Origin of the sequence: Helicobacter sp. 12S02232-10 (genome assembly GCF_002272895.1) — a bacterium.
GTDB lineage: Bacteria > Campylobacterota > Campylobacteria > Campylobacterales > Helicobacteraceae > Helicobacter_J.
In genome coordinates this window covers 33,906-55,965 of sequence record NZ_MLAQ01000010.1, presented here as the reverse complement: position 1 = coordinate 55,965, position 22,060 = coordinate 33,906, and the positions used below count along the sequence as shown (strand labels likewise).

Annotated in this window: 18 protein-coding genes; 8 read left to right on the top strand and 10 right to left on the bottom strand. The window is 35.4% G+C overall.

The features are described from left to right. Positions 1-16: 16 nt before the first annotated feature. Positions 17-1,321, top strand: coding sequence for a DUF3519 domain-containing protein (locus tag BKH41_RS08050; protein WP_095298824.1), 1,305 nt, complete (start codon positions 17-19; stop codon positions 1,319-1,321). On the opposite strand, the gene BKH41_RS08045 is transcribed toward BKH41_RS08050, so the two are convergent. Genes BKH41_RS08045 through BKH41_RS08035 form a run of 3 tightly spaced genes read right to left on the bottom strand, consistent with a single transcriptional unit; the run spans position 1,284 to position 7,194 of the window. Next, entirely contained in the window at positions 1,284-2,153 is an 870-nt protein-coding gene (locus BKH41_RS08045; protein ID WP_257875446.1) for a DMT family transporter, read from the bottom strand. The two genes, BKH41_RS08050 and BKH41_RS08045, sit on opposite strands and share 38 nt — an antisense overlap. Before the next feature lie 12 nt (positions 2,154-2,165). Beyond that, positions 2,166-3,659, bottom strand: coding sequence for a sodium/proline symporter PutP (putP, locus tag BKH41_RS08040; protein WP_095298822.1), 1,494 nt, complete (start codon positions 3,657-3,659; stop codon positions 2,166-2,168). 1 nt (position 3,660) lies between these two features. After that, entirely contained in the window at positions 3,661-7,194 is a 3,534-nt protein-coding gene (locus BKH41_RS08035) for a proline dehydrogenase family protein (protein ID WP_095298820.1), read from the bottom strand. Between the two features lie 317 nt (positions 7,195-7,511). On the opposite strand from BKH41_RS08035, the gene BKH41_RS08030 reads away from it, so the two are divergent. Beyond that, positions 7,512-8,906, top strand: a complete 1,395-nt coding sequence (locus BKH41_RS08030; protein WP_095298818.1) for an amino acid permease — start codon at positions 7,512-7,514, stop codon at positions 8,904-8,906. A gap of 7 nt (positions 8,907-8,913) precedes the next feature. Here BKH41_RS08030 and BKH41_RS08025 read toward each other — a convergent pair whose 3' ends face one another. Together BKH41_RS08025 and BKH41_RS08020 are read right to left on the bottom strand one after the other, a co-directional pair. Further along, positions 8,914-10,356: an amidase gene (locus tag BKH41_RS08025; RefSeq protein ID WP_095298817.1), complete on the bottom strand. Its 1,443-nt coding sequence runs from the start codon at positions 10,354-10,356 to the stop codon at positions 8,914-8,916. Positions 10,357-10,377: 21 nt separating this feature from the next. After that, on the bottom strand, positions 10,378-11,856 hold the full coding sequence (locus BKH41_RS08020; protein ID WP_095298814.1) for an alanine/glycine:cation symporter family protein: 1,479 nt from the start codon (positions 11,854-11,856) through the stop codon (positions 10,378-10,380). Between the two features lie 388 nt (positions 11,857-12,244). Here BKH41_RS08020 and BKH41_RS08015 point away from each other — a divergent pair, with 388 nt between their 5' ends. The 3 genes from BKH41_RS08015 to BKH41_RS08005 all read left to right on the top strand — a co-directional run bounded on the left by BKH41_RS08015 (position 12,245) and on the right by BKH41_RS08005 (position 15,908). Continuing rightward, the gene (locus BKH41_RS08015) at positions 12,245-13,567 is read left to right on the top strand and encodes an amidohydrolase family protein (protein WP_095298812.1); all 1,323 of its coding nucleotides are present in this window, start codon (positions 12,245-12,247) and stop codon (positions 13,565-13,567) included. Between the two features lie 38 nt (positions 13,568-13,605). Further along, positions 13,606-14,724 (top strand): alanine dehydrogenase, encoded by a 1,119-nt coding sequence (gene ald, locus BKH41_RS08010; protein ID WP_095298809.1) that lies wholly within the window; start codon positions 13,606-13,608, stop codon positions 14,722-14,724. A gap of 152 nt (positions 14,725-14,876) precedes the next feature. Beyond that, positions 14,877-15,908 (top strand): A/G-specific adenine glycosylase, encoded by a 1,032-nt coding sequence (locus tag BKH41_RS08005; RefSeq protein ID WP_095298807.1) that lies wholly within the window; start codon positions 14,877-14,879, stop codon positions 15,906-15,908. A gap of 64 nt (positions 15,909-15,972) precedes the next feature. Here BKH41_RS08005 and BKH41_RS08000 read toward each other — a convergent pair whose 3' ends face one another. The 3 genes from BKH41_RS08000 to BKH41_RS07990 all read right to left on the bottom strand — a co-directional run bounded on the left by BKH41_RS08000 (position 15,973) and on the right by BKH41_RS07990 (position 17,813). Then, positions 15,973-16,887, bottom strand: coding sequence for a hypothetical protein (locus BKH41_RS08000; protein ID WP_095298805.1), 915 nt, complete (start codon positions 16,885-16,887; stop codon positions 15,973-15,975). Between the two features lie 23 nt (positions 16,888-16,910). Beyond that, positions 16,911-17,243, bottom strand: coding sequence for a hypothetical protein (locus BKH41_RS07995; RefSeq protein ID WP_095298803.1), 333 nt, complete (start codon positions 17,241-17,243; stop codon positions 16,911-16,913). Between the two features lie 258 nt (positions 17,244-17,501). Then, the gene (locus BKH41_RS07990; protein WP_095298801.1) at positions 17,502-17,813 is read right to left on the bottom strand and encodes a hypothetical protein; all 312 of its coding nucleotides are present in this window, start codon (positions 17,811-17,813) and stop codon (positions 17,502-17,504) included. 180 nt (positions 17,814-17,993) lie between these two features. Here BKH41_RS07990 and BKH41_RS07985 point away from each other — a divergent pair, with 180 nt between their 5' ends. Together BKH41_RS07985 and BKH41_RS07980 are read left to right on the top strand one after the other, a co-directional pair. Then, entirely contained in the window at positions 17,994-18,902 is a 909-nt protein-coding gene (locus BKH41_RS07985; protein ID WP_095298799.1) for a hypothetical protein, read from the top strand. Continuing rightward, a complete protein-coding gene (locus BKH41_RS07980) occupies positions 18,899-19,588 on the top strand; it encodes a C39 family peptidase (RefSeq protein WP_095298797.1) in 690 nt (229 codons plus the stop codon). The genes BKH41_RS07985 and BKH41_RS07980 overlap by 4 nt, the downstream gene beginning before the upstream one ends. A 12-nt stretch (positions 19,589-19,600) precedes the next feature. Here the strand turns inward: BKH41_RS07980 and BKH41_RS07975 are convergent, their stop codons facing one another. Beyond that, positions 19,601-20,197, bottom strand: coding sequence for an NAD(P)/FAD-dependent oxidoreductase (locus BKH41_RS07975; RefSeq protein WP_095298795.1), 597 nt, complete (start codon positions 20,195-20,197; stop codon positions 19,601-19,603). Positions 20,198-20,222: 25 nt separating this feature from the next. Beyond that, a complete protein-coding gene (locus BKH41_RS07970; RefSeq protein ID WP_095298793.1) occupies positions 20,223-20,996 on the bottom strand; it encodes a sulfite exporter TauE/SafE family protein in 774 nt (257 codons plus the stop codon). A 133-nt stretch (positions 20,997-21,129) separates the two neighbouring features. Between BKH41_RS07970 and BKH41_RS07965 the strand changes: the two genes are divergently transcribed. Further along, the gene (locus tag BKH41_RS07965; RefSeq protein ID WP_095298791.1) at positions 21,130-21,909 is read left to right on the top strand and encodes a J domain-containing protein; all 780 of its coding nucleotides are present in this window, start codon (positions 21,130-21,132) and stop codon (positions 21,907-21,909) included. The last annotated feature ends 151 nt before the right edge of the window (positions 21,910-22,060 follow it).

Below are 22,060 nucleotides of genomic sequence, written 5' to 3'. Positions count from 1 at the left end.
TATCAAAGACAATGCTTTGATTAAAGAAATTAAAAAACTCTCCAATGCCACATCTTATACAAAAAAATATGCAGATGAACTTTTTAGACAAGCTCGAACAAAAACAGGGGTGTCTCTCATAGAACCAAAAGATGCTATACCGATAGCAGAGGCAAAGGTTTTTATATTGAGAAGAGTCAAAGAAGTTGATAGAGTCGTAGAAGGGCACTATAAAAGTGCAGTTGCAGAACTTCAATTTCTTCGATCTAAGATAAAACCTTTAGAGGAGTTTGGCAGGAATTATTCTAATTATTATCATAGAGGAAAAGAAGCGATTGATCATCTTTTGAGGACAAAAGAAGGGCAGGTTGCAGGGGCTTTTTTTAAAGAAGGCTTAGGCGATATTGATTTAATCTGGGGAAATGAAAAGATGGGGTTAAAACACATCTTAGAAAAACATCCTGAAATGGTTGAAAAGATTCCTAGGATTGTAAAAGATGGTGAATTGGTTAAGAATGGGGAATTTAAAACTATTGTATTAAATAATTATAAGTTAGGTTTATCAAAAGGTTGGCACAATAAAGGTGATAATCATTGGGTAATAACAGCTTATGAGGATACAAGATTGTCCCGTTCAGACCTTCTGCCAAGTAACGGGGTTGCCTCAAGGGATGTTCTACCCTCGAACAATCTTCCTCGTGATTTTACCGAAAAAACATTAACACAACAAGAAGAAGCATTAAAATTAAACTCGGAAGCTACAAGTAAAACAAAATTAAAAGAATCCGATTTTGTTTCTAAAAAACAAGAAGAAATATTGGATCCACAAACCGACCCATCAAAAATCAATGCTATCATCAATGATCCTCGATTCATTGAAGAAAGCATTCAAAAAGAAGCGACAAGCATTGCAAATGATGTGAGTCCTACTCAAGACTTCGTTCCATTGTTTAAAGACACTCGAGAAAGAATCCGCCTGCAAAATCTTGCCGAAAATAAAACAAGCATTATTTTTAATGATCTTGAAGATATCCGTGCAGATTTACCTTACTTATTAAAAGAGCAAGTAGAAGATGTAAAGTTTGCTGAAGAGAGATTTGCTAATGGAGGCAGGGGGGTATTATTCACAAATGGCACAGGAACGGGCAAAACATTAACAGGGCTTGGAATCATTAAGCGTAAATTAAAAGCAGGGGGGAGAAATATTTTAATCTTAACTCCAAGCACGCAAAAAAATAGCGATTGGATCAAGGAAGCGAAGTTATTAAATATTGATGTATCTGAAATCAAAACCACAAAAGATTTTATTTATTTTTTCGTCGTTTCGGGCGATAAAAATTAATGAGGTAAATTGCACCAATGGCAACACCTCCACCGATAATTGTGTGAATTTTTGGTATTTCACCCAAGAATATCCAAGCAAATAACAATGCTCCGACAGGGACCAAAAGAACAAAAATTCCTCCTTGTGTAACTCCTAAGACTTTGATCCCTTTATAGAAAATAGTTGTGGCAAATGTCGTGGATAAAATGGTAACGCTAAACATAGAAAGCCAAAAACTCCGATTGGCCTCAAATATAGGTTGCATATCTTGAATGAATAAAAAAGGCAAAAATATAATAAAAGGGATCATCGAACTATAAAAATTAATTGCAATAGGATTGGCTGATTCTGTAGCGTATCGCGAGCTGATAGTAATGCACGCCCACATCAGAGCAGCAAATACATAAATAGCGTTAAAGAGTGAAAATAAAACACGCGGGTTAGAAATATCTACCAAAAAAGCTGCTGAAACAATACCCAAAAATAATCCGATTTTTTCTTTTCTTAAAAGTGTGCTTTTTTTGACAATCATCCAAACAAATGTAGCAAAAAATGGAGCTAAAACTTCAGCAATCACACCGGCACTGCCTGCATCTCCATATTGCAATCCGATTAAGAGCAAATAATTATAAATTGTATTGAAAATGCCTACCAAAATTGTAGGGAAAATTGAGCTTTTAGGGAGATGAAAAGGGATTTTTAAATAAAGCATCAGAGGCAGGAAGCTTAAAGTCACAATGCCACATTTGATACAAGCAATCACAAAGGGATCAGCTTGTTCGACCATTATTTTTGATGCTGTCCAAGTCAGCCCCCAAAGCATCATAGACACAAACATCAAACCCCTCATAGGATTCCTTTATTAAGCGTTTTTGTGAATTTCTTTCAGCATTGTTTCAAAGGCTTCTTTGGTGCCTGGTCTTACTGGTTGCATCAGACTTACTCCAATAATGGCGATACTTGCACACAAAAATCCTGGTACGATTTCATAAATGTCAAAAAATTGTGTGCCAAAATTTTTATATAGAATAACTACCGCTGCTCCTGTAATCATACCTGAAATAGCACCCATTCGGGTCATTCTTGACCAAAAAAGTGAAAAAATAATAACACTCCCAAAACTTGCGCCAAATCCTGCCCAAGCGTAGGCTACGATACTGAGTATGCTTGAGTTTTTATCGGTAGAAATCAAAAAAGCCACGCAAGCTACAATTAAAACTGAGATACGCGAAACAATCATCACTAGCTTTGGCGGGGCTTTGCGATTGAAAATTTTTCGATAGAAATCTTCTGCGATGGTTGAAGAAGATACAAGAAGTTGAGAGCTTGCTGTACTCATAACTGCTGCTAATATGGCGCTGAGTAAAATCCCTGCAATCCAAGGATTAAAGAGTAATTGACTCATTACGATAAAGATTTTTTCAGGATCATTCAAAGAAATGTCAAATTTTACAATATAAGCGATCCCTGAAATCCCAATCAGACAAGCCCCTAAAAGGCTAATAACCATCCAAGAAATCCCTATTGCCGTAGCTATTGGAATTTCTCTAACTGAGCGTATCGACATAAAGCGCACTAAAATATGGGGTTGTCCAAAATATCCTAGTCCCCAAGCTAGTGAAGAAATAATGCCTATGACACTCACTCCTGTTCCAAATGATAAGGCTTCGGGTTTGATTTCTTTGACTAAAGAGGTGGCTTCACCAACACCGCCTAGATGATAAAGCATAACAAGGGGCACTACAACTAATGCACCCATCATCAAAAGCCCTTGAATCAAATCTGTCCAACAGACTGCTTTATAACCGCCAAAAAATGTATATGCCACAATAATAATCGTTCCAGTGATGAGGGCATAATTATATTTGATTCCAAAGGTTGCTTCAAAAAGTTTAGCTCCGCTGACAAGCCCTGAAGAAATGTAAAATATAAAAAATATCAGGATAACAAACGCCGAAATGAGTCTTAAAATATGCTTATCGTCAGAAAATCTTGTTTCAAAATAATCTGGAATCGTGATGGAATTTGCAATCACGCTTGTATAAACACGCAGTCTTTTGGCGACCAACGCCCAATTGATGAACGCTCCTATGCTTAATCCAATGGCAATGTAGCTTGTAGCAAGACCACCTACATACAAAGCTCCAGGCAGTCCCATTAAAAGCCACCCGCTCATATCTGAAGCACCTGCTGAAAGCGCACTGATGAAAGGACCCATAGTCCTGTTTCCAAGAAAATAATCTTCTGTGGTTTCATTTTTCCTATAAAAATAAAAACCGATGTAAAGCATAATCAGTGCATAGATAATAAAAGTCGTGACAATTGGAAAACTTAATGTGACTGTTTCTAATCCCATTTTAATCCTTTTTTTCAAGCGCTCTAGCGCCTAGATTTCCGTATCGATGGTAAGAAATACTAACGGATTTTTCAAAATGATAATAAAGCAGTTCAAAACGCCCATTGATAATTGGTTTTGCTGAAGCAATGACTATAGCATTGGTTGCTGCGGCTTGATAGATAGGATCTGTTCTGTTTGGTTTGGCAAAATATCTTACGCGTCCGAATTGGGAAATTTTTTCTGCGAATTCTTTATCACTTTCATAATGGATTTTGGCATTGAGGGCAAGTTTGCTCAAACTTTTTTCTACAAACTCAAAGTAGGGATTGTTTTCTTTGGAAGCAATGCTTAAGGTTAAGGGAATGTCGCAGGTATTAGCTCCGATGATAACGCCCATAATGTCTTTTAAGCTGTCTTGCTTGCTGATACGATAACCGATGGATTTGACTTTTGTATAAGAAAATAGGTTGTCTTCACCTCGAATATGGACATAGTCTTTTTTGGTTTCAAATTCATTTTTATTATGATAAGCATAGCTTTTTGCCATCATTATGATTGGCTTCAATGCTTCTTGTTGTTCTTTATTTAAGTCAGGAGAATTTTCAAGTTGCTCTAGACTTTTTGAAATTGTTGAGTCGAGCAGGTGTGAATCCGCATCTTTTTGGATGATATCTGTAAATTGAGTAATGTAGTTAAAAATACCTACTTTGCGTCCAAATCCGATGGCAGATTTTTTAACCCCGCCAAAAGGTTGGCGCAATACAATTGCTCCGGTAGTGGGCTTGTTGATATAGATATTTCCTGCTTCGATATGATTGATATAATAATCCCATTCTCTCTCATCTAAAGATTCTAATCCACTTGTGAGCCCATACCCTGTAGAATTTGCAATCGATATGGCATCAGCGAGATCTTTTGCACACATTACTGAAAGAATAGGAACAAAAAGTTCTGTTTTGTGTGTATAGTCACCTTTTTTTGTGCCGTATTTGATAGCAGGTTTCATTAAATACGGATTGTTGTTGATAAATTCAGGCTTGATAACCCATTCTTCGTGATCTTCTTTGGAATCAATCGCTTTTTGAACTTTATCATTGACCTTATCAGCAAGCGTCCCAATTTTGTTTTTTAAGATAAATGGATTGCCGACAGACATACTTTGTGTCGCATCAATCAAGGTTTTTTTGAAATTCTCATCTTTATAAACTTCTTCTTCCAAAATCAAAAGTGAAGTTGCAGAACATTTTTGTCCTGAATTACTGAATGCAGAATGGATAATATTTTTAATGGCTTGATCTCTGTCGGCCATTTTACTGACGATGGTTGCATTTTTTCCGCCTGTTTCTGCAGAAAGTAAAAGTGCAGGGTTGGCTTCAAGCATTTTATAAGCGGTGTCTTCACCTCCAGTGAGGACGGCAAAACTGATCGCTTCATCTTTTAAAAGATATTTGCTGATATCTGAACCTTTTGCAGGCAGATAAATGAGTGCATCTCTTGGAATTCCTGCTTCCCAAAAGCATTCACAAAGCATATAACCTGTGACACTTGAGAGACTTGAGGGTTTATAAATCACTCGATTTCCTGCAGCTAAAGGAGCAGCAATGGTGCCTGCAGAAATTCCTACTGGAAAATTCCAAGGGGCAATGACTACCCCGACACCCTTAGGAGAAAAATTTGCCTTAGGATTTTGTTCTTTGAGTGTTTTTAAGCTGTAAGGATAAAATTCCAAAAAGTCAATCGCCTCACTGACTTCTGCATCTGTTTCAGCGTAGGTCTTACCAACCTCTAAGGCTGCAATACCAATCAAATCCCCTCTTTTTTCGCGCAATTTTTGAGCGGCTTGCGAAAGAAGTTTGTGGATTTTTTCCGAATCTGTTTTGGAAAATCCGCTTTTATCTTCTTTAGCTATTTCAAGGACTTTTTCAATCGCTTCTTGATCAGCTAAAGCAATAGAGGCGATTTTTTTATTTTCTATTTTGTCAAAAATATCTGTTTTTTTCATTCCAGCTGTTTCAACTCTTTCTCCTGCTACTGGGTAGAGTTCTAAAATGGGAAAATTACTATATTTATCTTTGATTTTTTGCGCCCATTCGCGATTTTGTGGGAGAATGAAATCCGTATCGCTTTCATTGCTGAATTCTTGATGGTCATAAGTGCTTTTTCCTGTTTGGGGCAAGAGACGATTTTGGGTTCTGTGGGTAGAGTTGTCTAGTTTGACGATATTTTTTAAAGAGTCTAAGAAGAGTTGTTTTTGGATTTCCCAATTTTTTGATCCTACTTTGAGATTGAAAAAATATCGCATAAAATTATCTTCGCTAGTATTTTCATCAAGTCTTCTGACTAAATAGGCAATTGCATTGTTAAAATGTTCTTCATTGCATACGGGTGCATAAAGAATGAGTTTATGCATTTTGCTGAGTTCATAAGAAGCTTGCAGACTCATTCCCTCAAGCATTTCAAACGTAAAGCTTTCTTGCGCTTTTTTCTCATAGATTTTTGTGTAAGCATAAGCAATTTCAAAGATATTATGGGAAGCGATACCGATTTTGATGTATTTGTAATTATCTTCCTCTAAAACGAAATCAAGCATTTTATTGTAGTTGGAGTCAGTATCCATTTTTTTACAAAACGTTGGGAGTGCCCAACCCTTTTGTGAAGCGATGGTTTCTTCTGATTCCATATTTGCCCCTTTTACAAATCTGATTTTAATGGGGGGTTTGCCTGATTTCACTCTTTCTTTTGAAAATGCGTGGAGTTTTTCCAAATACATCAAAGAATCTGGAATATAGGCTTGTAAAACAATGCCTGCATTGATGTCAAATTTTGAGACAGATTCCATAAATGCTGCAACGGTAAGTTCTAAATCTCTGAATTCTTCCATATCTAGATTGATAAATTTTTGCACGCCGTGTTTTTTCTCATACTCTTGAGCAATACCATAAAGTGTGTCAAGACGTTTGACAACTTCGTTTTTGGAGTATTCAAAATCAATGATATTGATTTGTGAAAAAATGGTTGTGATTTTAATGGAAATATATTTGATATGCTCGGATTTAAGGGCATCTTCATATTTATGCATTCTGTATAAGGATTCTGCTTCGCCCAAAACTTCTTCGCCGATAAGATTTACATTCAGAGTGATGTTTTGCTCTTCTCTTTTAATGATATGGGCATCAAGCTTTGATTTTTCTTCATCTAATACCATTGTTTGGGTGTCTTTTCTGATATGATTGACAAAAAAAGGCACACTAATGCTAGGAGCAAGTTTTCCTGCAGACAAAAAAGCCATTAATAAAAATTTCTCATAGGCGGAAAAAAAGTCGGCAATGCCGTATTTTTCTAAAATGTATTCGATTTCATTGAACCTTGCTTTATTATCAAAGCATCGGAAGCTTCGATCAAGAAGTTCAATCAACATTACTTTATTTTTGGGATTTTCTAAGAGTTTTTGCATTTTTTGATGAAATTTTTTTTCTGATGAAGAGATGTGTTGCGTAATTTTTTCTTGTAACATTTCTGCTAGTTGTAGAGATTTGGAAATGAGCTTATCCATAATTTTGTCCTTACTTTTGGAATTTTAAAATTAACCTATTTAAAATATGTTAATTTCTCTTAAAAATTTTAATAAATAGCAAGTAAGTTGAACGGATTTTGTATGTGAGTGTAAAAATGCTACATAAATACCCAAATTTTTAGATTTTTCAAAGAGAAATATTTGTTTGTCTCTAAAGAATCTTTTCAAATAGTTATCTCTTTAATCTGTTACTAATTTACAAAAAACTAAAAAATTAATATATTTTATTACCGGTTTTTTAACAGGAATAATTATTATTTAAAAATAGAAAAATAATATAAAACAGGAGATTGGCGATGAAAAACAATCATAATTTGTTTGTACGCGATTTGAAAACGCGCCATTTAGTGATGATTGCCTTTGGTGGGGCAATGGGAACGGGACTTTTTGTAGGTACAGGCGAAAGCATTCATACCGCAGGTCCTTTAGGGACTTTGATAGCATATTGTATCGCTTCAGTGATTGTTTATTCAATTATGCTTTCGCTTGGAGAGTTGAGTTCTTATTTTCCAAATACTGGAAGCTTTGGGGATTATGCCCATCGTTTTATTTCACCCTCAGTCGGTTATTTGATTTTTTGGCTTTATTGGTTGAATTGGGTTGTAACGGTCGGAGTTGAGTTTATCGCGGTAGGATTTTTGATGCAAAAATGGTTGCCTAATGTTGAGATATGGGTGTGGGTGATCTGTTTTTCATCGATTATTTTTCTATTTAATTTCTATAAAGTAAAAGTATTTGCCGAAAGTGAGTTTATCTTATCATTGATTAAAGTCATTGCAGTCAGCGTGTTTTTGCTTATCGGCTTTGGAATGATTGGTTATCATTTGTATATGAATGGTTTTGAGCAGACTTTTGCAAATTTTTATTTTCAAAAAGAAGATTATCAAGGGTTTTTTCCTAATGGCATTCAAGCTGTTTTTATGACTATTTTGGCAGTGAATTTTGCATTTACAGGGACAGAGGTTATCGGCGTAGCAGTCGGAGAGACAAAAGATCCCGCCAAAGCAATGCCTTTGGCAATCAATGCAACCTTATGGCGTTTGATTATCTTTTTTATCGGGTCGGTTTTTATTATCGCAACATTTTTGCCGATGGATAGTGCAAGTATCACTAAAAGCCCTTTTGTGGGTGTGCTTGAACTTTTTAATGTGCCTTTTGCTGGGGATGTGATGAATTTTATTTTAATCATCGCTTTGCTATCGACAGCAAATTCAGGTCTTTATGCTTCAGCAAGAATGATTTGGGGATTGGCAGAAAAAAGAACGCTTCCAAGATTTTTTTCCAAAGTCAATCAAAGAGGAATTCCGATGAATGCGTTGGTACTTTCGATGTTGATGTCTTTGGTTGCTTTACTTAGTTATTTTTTTGCTCCACAAAATGTTATTAATAACCTCATTGCAGTCAGCGGGTTTTCTATGATGTTGGTTTGGGTGAGTGTGAGTATTTCTCAATATAAGTTTAGAAAATGGTATTTAGCGCAGGGAAAAAAGCTTGAAGATTTGCCTTATAAAACCCCATTCACACCCGCAATTCAAATTCTTGGCATTATTGGGTGTGTGATTTCAATGGTAGGGGCTTATTTTGATATCGAGCAGAGAGCAGCTATTTATGGGACGATTATTTTTAGTACTCTTTGTTTTGCTGCTTATTTTATCAGTAAGCGTTTTATAAAAAATGATGAGAATATTTGAAAAATCATTATTCAAACCTAAAAGGCATTTTTGTATGGCGTTCGATGTCTTCTGCTACTTGAAGGCAAAGATCGGCCCTGTAATCAGAAGCAAAAAGTTGCACTCCTTGTGGAATATTTCCATTTTTAAGCCCTGTGGGGATACTCATACTTGGATAGTTCAAGCATACTAATGCCAGCAAAGGAATTTGAGCGGGCATAATGACATTTTTAAAATATTCATCGCCCAAAAGATCTTCGCCGTATTTAAAAGGTTCTTTTCCTGATACTGGAAGCATAATCACAGGATAAACGTCTAAAATTTCATTATAAATTCTTCTTAATTCATCCCGTTTGGCAATGGCTAGCATATATTCGCGCATATCTTTAGCACCAGGTGCGCCATAAACCATCCCTTTCCAAGCTTTTTTTACATCTTCAGAGCCGTATTGTTCAACATAATGGCCAATCATTGTGGTTTTTTCAGCGATTAAGATTTTTCCCCAAACTTCTGCAGCAATATTGAATTCAGGAAGTTTGATTTCTTCAACGATATAACCATCTTCTTCAAGCCATTTTGCAGTTTTTATTAAATTTTCTTTGATGGCAGGTTCTATTTCCATTCCATCTATTTGAGTCACAATAGCAATTCTTTTCTTTTTATAATCATTGTAAGTCAATGGAGCAGGAACCCATACTTGATCGTAAATACTCCCTTTTGAAAGGACTTCTAATCCTAAGCGAATATCATTAACACTTCGGGCTATAGGTCCTTCGATAGAGAAAAATTCACTTGCAAATGTTCTGCCTCCAGGGCTACTTGGATCAAATTGTGGGATTCTTCCCCAAGTGGGTCTAAATCCAAATACCCCGCAAGCATAAGCTGGATAACGAATTGAACCCCCAATATCATTGCCGTGCCCGATGAAACACATCCCGCTTGCAACGGCTGCTGCTGCACCCCCACTACTTCCACCAGGCGTAATTTCAGGATTCCAAGGGTTTAGAGTACGTCCAAAAAGCGGATTTTCACTAAACCATCTGATGGCAAATTCTGGTAAATTGGTCATTCCAATCGTAACGCAACCTGCGATATTGAAATTGGTAGCAATCGTGCTATCTTCTTGACATATTCTGTCTTTAAAAATCCCGCCGTTAGTATTCCTCTCTCCTTTAACATCAACATTATCTTTGATGGTAACAGGTACCCCGTGTAGAGGTGAGAGAATAATGCCTTGAGCAATCAGATTATCGGCTTGTTCAGCTTGTTTGAGTGCTTTTTCACTCATCAAATTGATGATGGCATTGATCTTTGGATTTATTTGCTTGATTCTTTCAAGCACGCTTTTAGTTGCTTCAGTAGAACTGATTGCTCTATGCTTAATACCCAATGCTACTTCTGTGGCATTCCATTGCCAAATAGGAGAAGTCGGAAGTGTTTTTTGGATTTCTTTTGTTCGATTAAAACTCATTGTTTTTCCTTGATTTAAATCTTAATCCCAGCATTCGGCATTTTTGATACCGAGTTTTTGGGCGTTGAACGTTGGATTGAGACCTTGTTTTCTTTGTGTTTTATAATCATCTAAAGCTTTTTTTACAATTTTTGCAAGTAAAAAGACTGCAATGATGTTAATCGTCGCACCCAATCCCATCGCAATATTGGCAAGTCCCCAAGCTGAAGCCACTGATATTTGAGTTCCCATAAATACCACAATCACAGAAAGAATGCGATATGAGAATAATAAAGATGGGCTGTCTTTAAGGTATTTGATGTTCATTTGCCCCACATAGTATGCCCCGATAATCACGGTTGAGGTGAGGACAATGACCAAAAACGTAATGTAATATTCTCCATAGATACCAAAACTTTCATTCATTGCTGATTGAACAAGTGGCATTGAATCTTTGATTTGAGGTTTTCCATTGACAGAATCAGCAATGAGTTTAGCGTAAGTATCGCTATAGAGCATAAAAAGTATCGATAGAGTTGCAATGATTGTATCGGTAAAAACGCAAAATGCTTGTACAATCCCTTGTTTTACAGGATGAGAAGTATGGGCAGAGGAAGAAGCTCCTGGAACTGAACCCAAGCCAGCCTCATTTGCAAATAAACCTCTTTGAATCCCAATCACAACGACACTTCCGGCAAATCCTCCAAAAATTGCTTTGAAATCAAATGCGCTTTTAAAAATCATTGCAATCACTTCAGGCGTTTTTTCATAATGCATTAAGATACTGATGATTGAGATAATAATGAATAAGCCTGCCATAAACGGGGTAACATAACTTGTGAATTTCGCAATATACCTCCCCCCACCAAAAAACATAATCCCTGCAAAAACTGCTAAAACAATCCCGACATAAAAGCTTAAGTAATCCGTTTGAGCGGCAATATCACTACCTTGTGGCATAAAATAAGTTTCTAAAGATGTATAAATAGTATTGCTATAAAGTGCAGTAAAAGTAAATCCGATTAAAATCGTGATGCAGCTGTATAAAATAGCTGTTTTTTTAGCATTCAATCCTTTGGTTAAATAATATGAAGGACCACCTTTGAAAGCTCCCCCATCTTTGCTTTTGTAGATTTGACCAAGCGTATTTTCTGCAACAGAAATCGACCCATTTAAAAACGCAGCAATCCATATCCAAACCAAAGCACCAGGTCCGCCTACTACAATGGCAACTGCCATCCCTACGATTGTACCCATACCCACTCGCGTGCCCATACTGATCATCAGTGCTTCATAAGGGGAAATGTGATCTTTATTGCCTTTTGCATTCGGATCTTTTTCGGTAATGACTTTAAAGGCATCTTTTGCAAGCATAATTTGAGGCAAGAAGAGTTTAAAGCTGTAATAAATCCCCACTAAAAGCAAAAGCGCAACTAAATAGTATCCCCAGATAAAATTATTTGCATTTTCTATAAACTTGGAAAACAAAAGTATGAGATTTTCATTATGGTTTTGTTGCATATTTTTTCCTTAATTTTTAATATGAGCTTTTTGATATACTCTTTAGATTTTACAAATAAAGTTTATTTTTATCATTTTTGTGTTTCAAAATCAGCATAAAAAATTATGAATTGTTACTTTTATATACACTATATCTTCAACCAGAGACAATAAATTGACATTATTTGTATTGAATATATTAAAAAATATATTTAGAAGTTACCAAAAATATGTAATATTTTGTTATATTGTAATAATAATTCTATAACTATTGAAAAAACGGAACATTGATACAATGTAACTTCAATGTTTATATTCGATTTTGGTTTTGATAGCAGATTGTTATAAAAATTTAATCCATTATTAGCCCTTAAAGTCTATATTGGAGAATTTAAATAAGGAGTTTATTATGAAAAGAAGAGAAGCATTTGCCTTAGGCGGAGTATTTGCATTCGGTGGTATTTTACTTGCCAAAGAGGCTTTAAGTGATGAAAAAAAACAAAGTGTTTTAATTCGTAACGCCGTTGTATTTGATGGTAAAAGATTGGTGCCAAAAACTAATAATGTTTTGATTGTCGGGAATAAAATTACAACAATTTCTTCAGACACAATTGCAGCTCCTAAAAATGCTAAGGTTATTGATGCGGGAGGAAAATTTTTGATGCCTGGACTCAGTGATGCGCATTGGCATTTAATGTTTGCAGCTGCTCCGCTTGATAGCGTAGATTTGCCTGATCCAGGCTTATTTTATGCTACTGCGATTAAAGAAGCTAAACACACTCTTTTGAGAGGTTTTACCACGATTAGAGATATGGCAGGTGCTAGCTTTGGCATAAAGCGTGCTATTGATTCAGAGATGATTCTGGGTCCAAGAGTTTTTCCTAGTGGTGCTTTCATCTCACAAACAAGCGGACACGGGGATTTTGCTCCAGCTTATGAAAATGCTCCAGAATTTGGCGGGGAGAGATCTGAGCTTGAAAAACTTGGGAATTTTAGGGTGGTCAATGGAGTGCCTGAAGTTCTTGCTGCTGTTAGGGAACAGCTTAAAAAGGGTGCAAGTCAGATTAAGATTGGTGCAGGAGGTGGGATGATATCTGATTTTGATCCAATGGATAGCGTGCAGTTCAGCCTTGAAGAGATTAGGGCTGCTGTGGGTGCTGCTAAAGATTGGGGAACTTATGTTTGCTCTCACGTATATACGGTTGATGGCATTAAAAAGGCATTAGATGGCGGAGTAAGGTCTATTGAGCACGGCCAGCTTGCTGATGAAGCAACAATCAAAAGAATGGCAGGGCTTGGGGCTTGGTTAAGTTTGCAACCTTTTGAGGGAAAATTTATAGCCACAGCTAAAGGGAAAATTTTAGATGGCAAATGGAGGGAAACATTACGATTGGGTCTTAAACACAAAGTCAAATATGCTTTCGGAACAGATATATTATTTAATCCGAATTTGGCGGCTTTGCAGAATGAGGCTTTGGTAAAATTTGCTGATATATTAAGCCCTTTGCAAACTTTAGTGATGGCGACTTCAGGGAATGCGGAGTTATTTGAAATGAGCGGGAAGAGGAATCCTTATTTGGGCGGTAAGCTTGGTGTTTTAGAGCCTGGTGCTTGGGCGGATATGATTTTAATCGATGGGGATCCTCTTAAGGATATTGAAGTTTTAAAACAATACAACGACAAGTTTGTCTTGATTGTAAAAGATGGTAATATAGTTAAAAATATTATTTGATAATTGATGGAAATAAATTTTAATAAAAAGGATAAAAAATGATTATTGGTATTCCAAAAGAAATAATGAATCACGAACATCGAGTGGGTCTTATCCCCTCTGATGTAGCAAGATTAAAGCAATCTGATATCAACCATCAAATTTTGGTGCAAGCAGGATTGGGCGAAGAAATCGGGTTTAGCGATGCAATGTATCAAGAAGCAGGGGCAAAGATAGTTCCTGAAGCTAAGGAAGTTTGGGAAAAATCCCAGCTTTTGGTTAAATGCAAAGAGCCTTTAGAGTCTGAATATAAATATTTACGCAAGGATATGATTTTATATAGTTTTTTGGATTTAGCATATTCTAAAGAATTGGCACAGGCTTTAGTGGATTCAAAAATCACTTCTATTTGTGGCGAAACGATACCTGGACCTAAAAATAATTACCCGATTTTAGCCCCGATGAGCGAAGTGGCAGGTAAGCTTGCTGCTCAGTTGGTAGCAGAGTATTTTTGTACCCATCGTGGGGGAAGAGGGATTTTAATCGGAGGGTGTGCGGGTGTGCCACCTGCAAAAGTGGTTGTTCTTGGCGGTGGGGTTGTCGGAATGAATGCAGCTAAGACGCTTGTAGGAATGGGAGCAGATGTTTGGGTGCTTGATATTGATGTGCATAAGGTTTCTTCTCATCCTTTAGTTGTGAGCAATAAAGTCAAGCTTCTTTATGCTACTGAAGAAGGTATCCGTACAGCTTTAAAAGGTGCAGATGGGATTGTAGGTGCAGTCTTGGTTACAGCAACTCAAACCCCTAAAGTCATCAAACGCGAACACTTAAAATTGATGAACCAAGGTGGTGTGATCATTGATGTAGCTTGTGATTTGGGAGGCTGTATCGAAACAATCCATCAAACCACTCACGATGATCCTACGTATTATGTCGATGGGATTTTGCATTATGGCGTGCCTAATATGCCTGGAGTGGTTGCAAAAACTTCTAGCATTTGCTATTCTAATGAATCAATGCCTTATGTTTTAAGTATTGCAAACAAAGGCTGGAAAGAGATGTTAAAAATGCCTGGAGCTTTGGAAGGATTGAATGCTTATGATGGAAAAATCGGTTTGAAAACGGTTGCTACAGCTTTTGGTTTGCCTTATATTGATGCAAAAACTCTGATTGGTTGATAAACCATTAATAATCCCATAACACTATCTTAGTTTTGGGATTACTATCTATACTTTTCAAACAAATATTTTTCCACTCAATCAAATGAATTTGCAGTTTAAGACTTGAGACTTTGTATAATTGTAATTGTTATTAAAAGCAAAAGGTCACAATGGAAGCAAAGATTTTAAACATTGTCCATAAAGAAATTTTGGAATGGTATGCAATTTATGGCCGTAAAGAATTACCTTGGAGAAATCTTAAGGGTGAAAATGCACCTTATGGGGTGTATGTAAGCGAAATTATGTTGCAACAAACTCAAGTTAGCGTTGTTCTAGGAAAGTATTACAATCCTTTTTTAAACGCCTTTCCGACTTTAGAGGCACTTTCTTTGGCAAATGAAGATGATGTTTTGCTTTTGTGGCGTGGGTTGGGGTATTATTCGCGTCCGAAAAATATGCTTAAAACTGCTAAAATCTGTGGTAAATTTTTACCTGATGATCCTAAAGAGTTGATAAAATTGCCTGGTATCGGAGCTTATACGGCAGGAGCTATTGCTTGCTTTGGGTTTGGGAAAGCGGTGGGATTTGTAGATGGGAATATTAGGCGGGTTCTTTCAAGATTTTTTGCTCTTGTTTCACCGAGGGCAAATGAACTTCAAAAATATGCCACAATATTCTTAAATCAAACAAACAGCTTTGATCACAATCAGGCGTTGCTTGATATCGGATCAAGCATATGTATCCCTGTTTCTCCAAAATGCGGGGTATGCCCGCTTCAAGGATATTGCAAAGGGAAAGAGAATCCCATCTTTTATACCCATAAGTCAAAAATCATTTATGAAGCACTTGATTGGAATCTTGGTGTGTGCATTGAAGAGGGGAGAATAGCGCTTCATAAAAGCAATGTTGCATCTTATCAAGGATTGTATAATTTTCCTAAGATTCAAAATGATGGGATTTTAGATTTTCCCTTGATTGGAACTCTTAAACATTCTTATACCCATTATCGTTTGAGTTTAAATATCTATTTAACGCCTTTGAAAAAAGATTTAGAAGGTGAGATTGAGTTTTTCTCTCCCAAAGAAATGGCACATTTGCCAATAAGTGGTATGACTTTGAAGATACTAGGATTGATCGAAAAAAAGGGCATTTGGATGAGTTGTCTCCAACTGCATTCAAATACCCAAGATTGTAGGCTTTAAATCATCTCACATACAAAAATATGTGAGATGCGTGATATGGAAAGAAATATATCTTTTCTCAAGATCATTTGAAATATAATCCAAAAGTAACACCTGTATTATAAGCATCATATGTAAAACTGTAGCTCATAAAATCAAAAGAAAATTTTATTCCTAAATGTTTATTAAAATCTCTTTTGGCTCCTACTGAAAACCCAGTTCCAAGACCACTAAACATATCTCCTTTATAAAATTCGGTACCATTAACCGCATCAGGATTTCTTAGTGCTAAGGTTGCTCGAAGAAAGGAAAGTGTTTTGTCTTTAGAAATTTGCCATAAAACATTCACACCGAATTCATCCCCGCTTTTAAGTGTCAGATCTTTATAGCTCTGATTGAGATTGAGTCGGTAGTAAATCTGTCCTGTCGTCGATAGGGTCAATCCTCCATCAAATGTCTTTGTACGGCTACTATTGAGAAAAAAGGTATGCCCTTTGAAAAACTGCATATTTGATGCCGTTCTATCAAATACGACATTGCTGATGATATCAGAATTATCTCCGATAGCTACACGAGCGTACTCACCTTTATAAAGAGTCACTAATAGACCGATATTGGCATTGGCAAACCTTGCTCCAGCAATTTCTTCACCCGCATATTTTGAATAAGTGTATTCAAAATATCCATTAGCATTTCCAAAGATTTCAAAATAATCCAAAAACCCATACCTAGCATTGATATTTAAGAGAGCATTTATTTGATCGGAAGAATCCCCGCCTTCTTTAGTATAGGTGGGCAATGCAATGCGTTGTCCGTTCATCATACTTGGTGAATAAAGATAGGGAGCACCGACGCTGTCTTTTTTGGTGGTGGCTATCGCACTGATATCTGCACCAAGTACAAAATCATTCCCATCTAGTCCAATCCCCTCAAGCGGTGGTGTCGCTTGCGCGACACTAAAGCAAAGGGCGGATACCAAAGCAATGGTTAATTTTTTCATTATTTACCCCTCTATAATAATCTTTAAAATGCAAGAGTGATAGCACAAGCACTGCCTGTCAAAGCAATACAGCCTACAATCGATCCAGCAGTTACAATTTGACCTATAGGAGTCCTGAGAAAATCCCCGATACTACTCCAAAACCCGAAGCCCTGTGTGTTTTTCATTTCATCATTGCCCAAAACCATCGCATCGACTTGATCTCCAAAGATCAGATTTTGATCAGCACTGCTTAAAACACCTGCACTTTGCTGAAAAGAAGCATTTACAATAGACGCAGTATTCACTGGTTTTGCAAAAGCAAAAGAAGAACCTAAAAATGCCATAGAAACTAAAATAAAAATAAGCTTTTTCATTGCTTACTCCTTGTAAAAAAATTATATAAACAAAATTTATATAAATTAAATAATTTTATAACATCTTGCTTATGGATAAATCATAGTCTATTTCTTGACTTATATCAATAGTATGAATGAATTTTATGCTTATTATGAATATTTTGTTACAAATTGTAGCAAATATTTAATTATATTTTTGATTAATATCCAATAATCTATATTTTTATATATTTATTTTTTTAATAAATGATAAATTTTATTAATTATATAAATTATTTAGAACTTATATTTAATATCATCAATAATATGAATAAAATCAATGCATAAAATGATTTTAATGAAGATTAAGAAATTTTTGATGTTATTTTTTGTATTAATGATTTGATAAGAAGAGAGGATTCTCAATAGCGTGCAGATAAAACTTAATACCATTAATAATGTCTTTGAATGCAAAAATTCAAGTATTAAGAAAAATTTTGTATTCAGAAAATATCTATAAGATTTGACAGATTTTGCAAAAGTATTTGAAAAAGCCAAAAAAGAATCTAAAAATGCTTTGGAGGCTAAAACTGAAATAAGCTTTTTCATTGCCCGCTCCTACAAATAAAAGAATATTTTGATACCTATTATCAATATTCTATGATAAATCGTTAAAATAGTCAAGTTTATTGAAGATATTGAGTTTATAAATATAATTTATTTTTATATCTTTAAAGTATAGAATTTTTATATAATATAAAATTAAAATTTTAATTATAAAGGTTAATAATGATAAGACGGAATAAAATATGGCTCATATTGATTTTATTTGCTTTTTATATTTTGGATGCACAACCCTTAAGGGTTGATGAACTTTTTACCAAAAAACACAGCTTCAGACTTGAAACATCTCTTTATTATGCCAATATCCAAAGACGAAACAATACTGTTGCTCCTGTGATTGTAGGCTCAGGCTTAGGGACTTATCCTGTATATACTATCCCTGCTATCATCAATACTGCTCAGACCAATCAAGATTATTTAAACCTTGCTTTCAGTGCTAGGTATGGGATTACTGAAAATCTTGAAATTTTTGCTTCGCCAAGCTTTTTTTATCAATATACCAATACTAGCGATACAGGGTTTTCAAGTCAAAATAGTTATGATTTTAATAATTTTAATATGGGATTGATTTATCAGATAAAAAAGGAAGGTAAATATCCTTCATTATTTATTGGAGCAACACCTGTGATGATTGAAAAAGTCATATCTGGCGGGGATCAATCGAGCCAAATAGGAAAGATGGAATATTTTAAAAACTATTCCTTTTTTGCTACGAGTTACTATAGTGTCGATCCGATTGTGTTTTTAGTGCAGGGTGGTTTTCGGATGAATCTTGAGCGAAAATTTGAGGGGCATCGCGTTAAGATGGGCAATGTATTTAGTTTGAGTCCGATGGTGTATTTTGCAATCAACCCATATGTTTCGATTAATTTTGGCATTCGGTATGAATACAAGCTTAAAGATAGGATTGATGGAAAAACCGTTCTCCATCAAGGCTCTTATATCGGCTATCTTTTTGGGGTGAGTTATGAAGTCAATCCCGATTTGATGGTGAGTATTGATGCGAATAATATTGGGACAAATGCTTATGATGTCAATAGTATCAATTTGTTGTTTTCTTATAAAGTAAAATGAAAAAATTAATTATTTTTATATTTATTTATGGTTTGAGTGCAGATATATATCTGACAAAAGATAATATCTTTTTGGAAAAATCAGTGAAATCGTGGGTGGAGTTCAAAAATGATAAACTCGTAAGGCAACATTATGATTATAGTTGTGGAAGTGCTTCACTTGCGACACTTCTAAAATACTATTATCGCGAAGAAGGGATTAGTGAGCAAGGAATTATTGAAGAGATTTTAAAATCCAAAGGGTATGCTATGTCTGAAAATGAAGTGTTAAAAGATGGGGATAATGTTATCTCTTTTTCAGATCTATCAGCATATGCTCAAGGCAAGGGATTTAAGGCAATTGGGTTGGCGATTGATTTTGAAACGCTTTCTAAGTTGCAATTGCCTGCTATTATTTATGTCAATATTCGAGATATAGGACATTTTAGTGTTTATAAAGGGGTGGATAATACTTATGTATATCTTGCAGATCCGAGTTTTGGCAATATAAAAATCAGATTAGATAAATTCAAATCAATGTTTTATCAAAGGCAAGATTCGAAATATCCTGGAAAAATTTTGATTTTTTTATCTCAGGATAAAAATTTAAATATTGATAAGGATTTTATGGATATTTCCAAACAAAAAGGATTAAAAGTTGATGATCGACTCAAGCAGAACTTGATTTATCAGTTTAAAAACTTTTAAGGATTGCAGGGATTAATCCCTGGAACCTTTGTAATCGTGATGGACGCTTACGACTCCTTTAATATCACTCAGAATTGCGCAAGCAGTCTCTGCGGCACTTCCAAGTGCGCAACTCACCATCGAGGTTACCCCAGAGGCGATACCTGCAACGTATATGCCATCTTTGACTAAATTTCTACCGCTGTGTTTGAGCATAATTTTTCCAGGTTTTGGCATTAGTTGATGGGGCTGGGCAATCTCTCCCAATCCTTGAATATCAAAGCTGTTTGAACCTGTGGCTAAAATCACATAATCCCCATCAAAATCCCCTTGAGTTGTTTTGACCTTAAAGTTTCCTTTGGAGCCTGATATTTCAGTCGCTTTTGCATTGATGTATTTGACGCTTACAAATTCTTGGATTTGTTTTTTGATTTGATTGATAATTTCTTCGCCTTTGACAGCTTTTGGAAAAAAGGGAACATTATAAACTTCGGCTTTGAGAATATCGCCTTTTCCCTCATCGATTACACTCATATCAAAATTAAGTTCTTTGTTGGTGGCAGAAGCAAGTGTAAGAGCAACGTTTAATCCTGCTACGCTGCCCCCGATAATGATTATTTTTTTGATCATTTTAGATCCTTTCGATAAATTTTGGTTAGCTCGTAATCAGATTGTAGGCTGTAACGAGCATAGAAAGCCCATAAACGCTTAATAACGCCATTCGATGTAGTTTCGGGCTTGAAATTTGAATTAGCTTGATACCTAGCCAAACACCAAGTATCGAAGCAACGCCTATATAAATTCCTGTATGCAATACTTGTGCATCAATCACATTATGATTTTGAAATGATATCGTGCCTGAAATGGAGGAAAATATCACAAAAAACAATCCGAGGGGAACGACCCTTTTTGATTCATACCCTAAATAATATCCTAAAATCGGCACCATTAACAAACCCCCGCCAATTCCTAAAGAAATGGCAAAAATTCCTGTAATTATCCCTGTGAGTATAAGGATTAGACGCTGATAAAACTGAGATTTTATAGGCGGGGCAGCATTGGTAGAATACTTGATATTGAAAGCGTATTTGACAAAAGAATAAAAAGTGATGATTAAAAATAAGATCGTAAGCTTTTTGGTATCAATGACACTTAGGATCAGACCACTAAAGCTTGCTCCAATCAATCCGCCAATGCCTGCATAAATGCCATCTGAAATATTGAGAAGCTTTTTTTTATAGTTGATGATTGATCCAAATGTTGAAGAAAACATCATTTGCATTACAGAAATTCCAATAGCGTGCTCAAAAGAATAACCTAAGGTTAGCATTACAGGAACAATGATTGTTCCCCCACCCATACCAAAGAATCCAGCGCCGATTCCGCTTGTTAATCCGATGATGACATATGAAAAAATGCCCCAATCCATAAAATTCCCCTAAAGTTTTATCGTTATTATGCGATTTTAATTGTATAAAGTTATTTAAAATTTTGATTTTTATATCATCGGGAATTGATTTTGCTTTTAAAATATTTGAGCACGAGGAATTGAGGATATTGATATGAGTGTGAGTTATTGTAACCGATATGTTCAGATTGAGTTATTTCAAGGAAGTCGTTTGCTTGAGAAGGTATTGGAGTATGCCAATAAACATTTTTCCGAACAACATCATTTGTCTTCCTCACTTTTGATTTTAGATGACGGGGAAAGATTCAAGAAAGATTATTTGATTAATTGGACATATCACGCAAGCTTGCAAGAAGGAAAAAATGATCTTGAAACGCTTTTGCTTCAAAGCCATCTTCCGATTCGCATTAAGATTCTCAAAAAAAATAATATCCTTCAAAAAATAAAAATTTCAATGCGGGTTATCGGTCTAAATAAAGTGATTTTAGAATTAAATAGTCAAAATCGAGTTGCTAAGAGATATTTAAAAACTCTTTTTAGAGAATACCTTGTTTTAGAAACTGAAGATGAAATCCATTTGAGCGGTTTTGAAACACATTTTTGGGAAAATGTGATGGATCTCATCAGTTCAAAGATTATTCATAATGTCGCCATTGATTTTGACTATAAAGGATTTCAGAGCGAAACGTTTGGGAGTTCTTCATTTCTTACTCAAGATGAACGTTTGCTTAGGCAATGTTATTTTGAACTTGAATCGCGATTTGATGATGATTTTATGAGTGTGAAAAAACGTTATTTGCGATTGGTAAAAACTTATCATCCTGATAATGTTTATGGGAAAGACGAATCCATTATCAGAACCTACCACGACCGCTTTAGAAAAATCAATGAAGCTTATCAGGCGATTAAAAAAGTTTGTGCAAATGCTTCTTAAAAACCATAAAATTTATCAAGCACTTTTTTGGATTTTGTTTTTTTTGGTTTGTTTGATAATTTATTTGAGCGGTCTTATTGGCGCTTATGGGTATATGAAATTTTATTCTTATTTGTAGTTTTGATACAATATTTATAAAATTAATTTTAAA

Bases quoted from the DNA above. Each gene is read 5' to 3' on its own strand.
- BKH41_RS08045 (WP_257875446.1), bottom strand. From the start codon at position 2,153: ATGAGGGGTTTGATGTTTGTGTCTATGATGCTTTGGGGGCTGACTTGG.
- putP (WP_095298822.1), bottom strand. From the start codon at position 3,659: ATGGGATTAGAAACAGTCACATTAAGTTTTCCAATTGTCACGACTTTT.
- BKH41_RS08035 (WP_095298820.1), bottom strand. From the start codon at position 7,194: ATGGATAAGCTCATTTCCAAATCTCTACAACTAGCAGAAATGTTACAA.
- BKH41_RS08030 (WP_095298818.1), top strand. From the start codon at position 7,512: ATGAAAAACAATCATAATTTGTTTGTACGCGATTTGAAAACGCGCCAT.
- BKH41_RS08025 (WP_095298817.1), bottom strand. From the start codon at position 10,356: ATGAGTTTTAATCGAACAAAAGAAATCCAAAAAACACTTCCGACTTCT.
- BKH41_RS08020 (WP_095298814.1), bottom strand. From the start codon at position 11,856: ATGCAACAAAACCATAATGAAAATCTCATACTTTTGTTTTCCAAGTTT.
- BKH41_RS08015 (WP_095298812.1), top strand. From the start codon at position 12,245: ATGAAAAGAAGAGAAGCATTTGCCTTAGGCGGAGTATTTGCATTCGGT.
- ald (WP_095298809.1), top strand. From the start codon at position 13,606: ATGATTATTGGTATTCCAAAAGAAATAATGAATCACGAACATCGAGTG.
- BKH41_RS08005 (WP_095298807.1), top strand. From the start codon at position 14,877: ATGGAAGCAAAGATTTTAAACATTGTCCATAAAGAAATTTTGGAATGG.
- BKH41_RS08000 (WP_095298805.1), bottom strand. From the start codon at position 16,887: ATGAAAAAATTAACCATTGCTTTGGTATCCGCCCTTTGCTTTAGTGTC.
- BKH41_RS07995 (WP_095298803.1), bottom strand. From the start codon at position 17,243: ATGAAAAAGCTTATTTTTATTTTAGTTTCTATGGCATTTTTAGGTTCT.
- BKH41_RS07990 (WP_095298801.1), bottom strand. From the start codon at position 17,813: ATGAAAAAGCTTATTTCAGTTTTAGCCTCCAAAGCATTTTTAGATTCT.
- BKH41_RS07985 (WP_095298799.1), top strand. From the start codon at position 17,994: ATGATAAGACGGAATAAAATATGGCTCATATTGATTTTATTTGCTTTT.
- BKH41_RS07980 (WP_095298797.1), top strand. From the start codon at position 18,899: ATGAAAAAATTAATTATTTTTATATTTATTTATGGTTTGAGTGCAGAT.
- BKH41_RS07975 (WP_095298795.1), bottom strand. From the start codon at position 20,197: ATGATCAAAAAAATAATCATTATCGGGGGCAGCGTAGCAGGATTAAAC.
- BKH41_RS07970 (WP_095298793.1), bottom strand. From the start codon at position 20,996: ATGGATTGGGGCATTTTTTCATATGTCATCATCGGATTAACAAGCGGA.
- BKH41_RS07965 (WP_095298791.1), top strand. From the start codon at position 21,130: ATGAGTGTGAGTTATTGTAACCGATATGTTCAGATTGAGTTATTTCAA.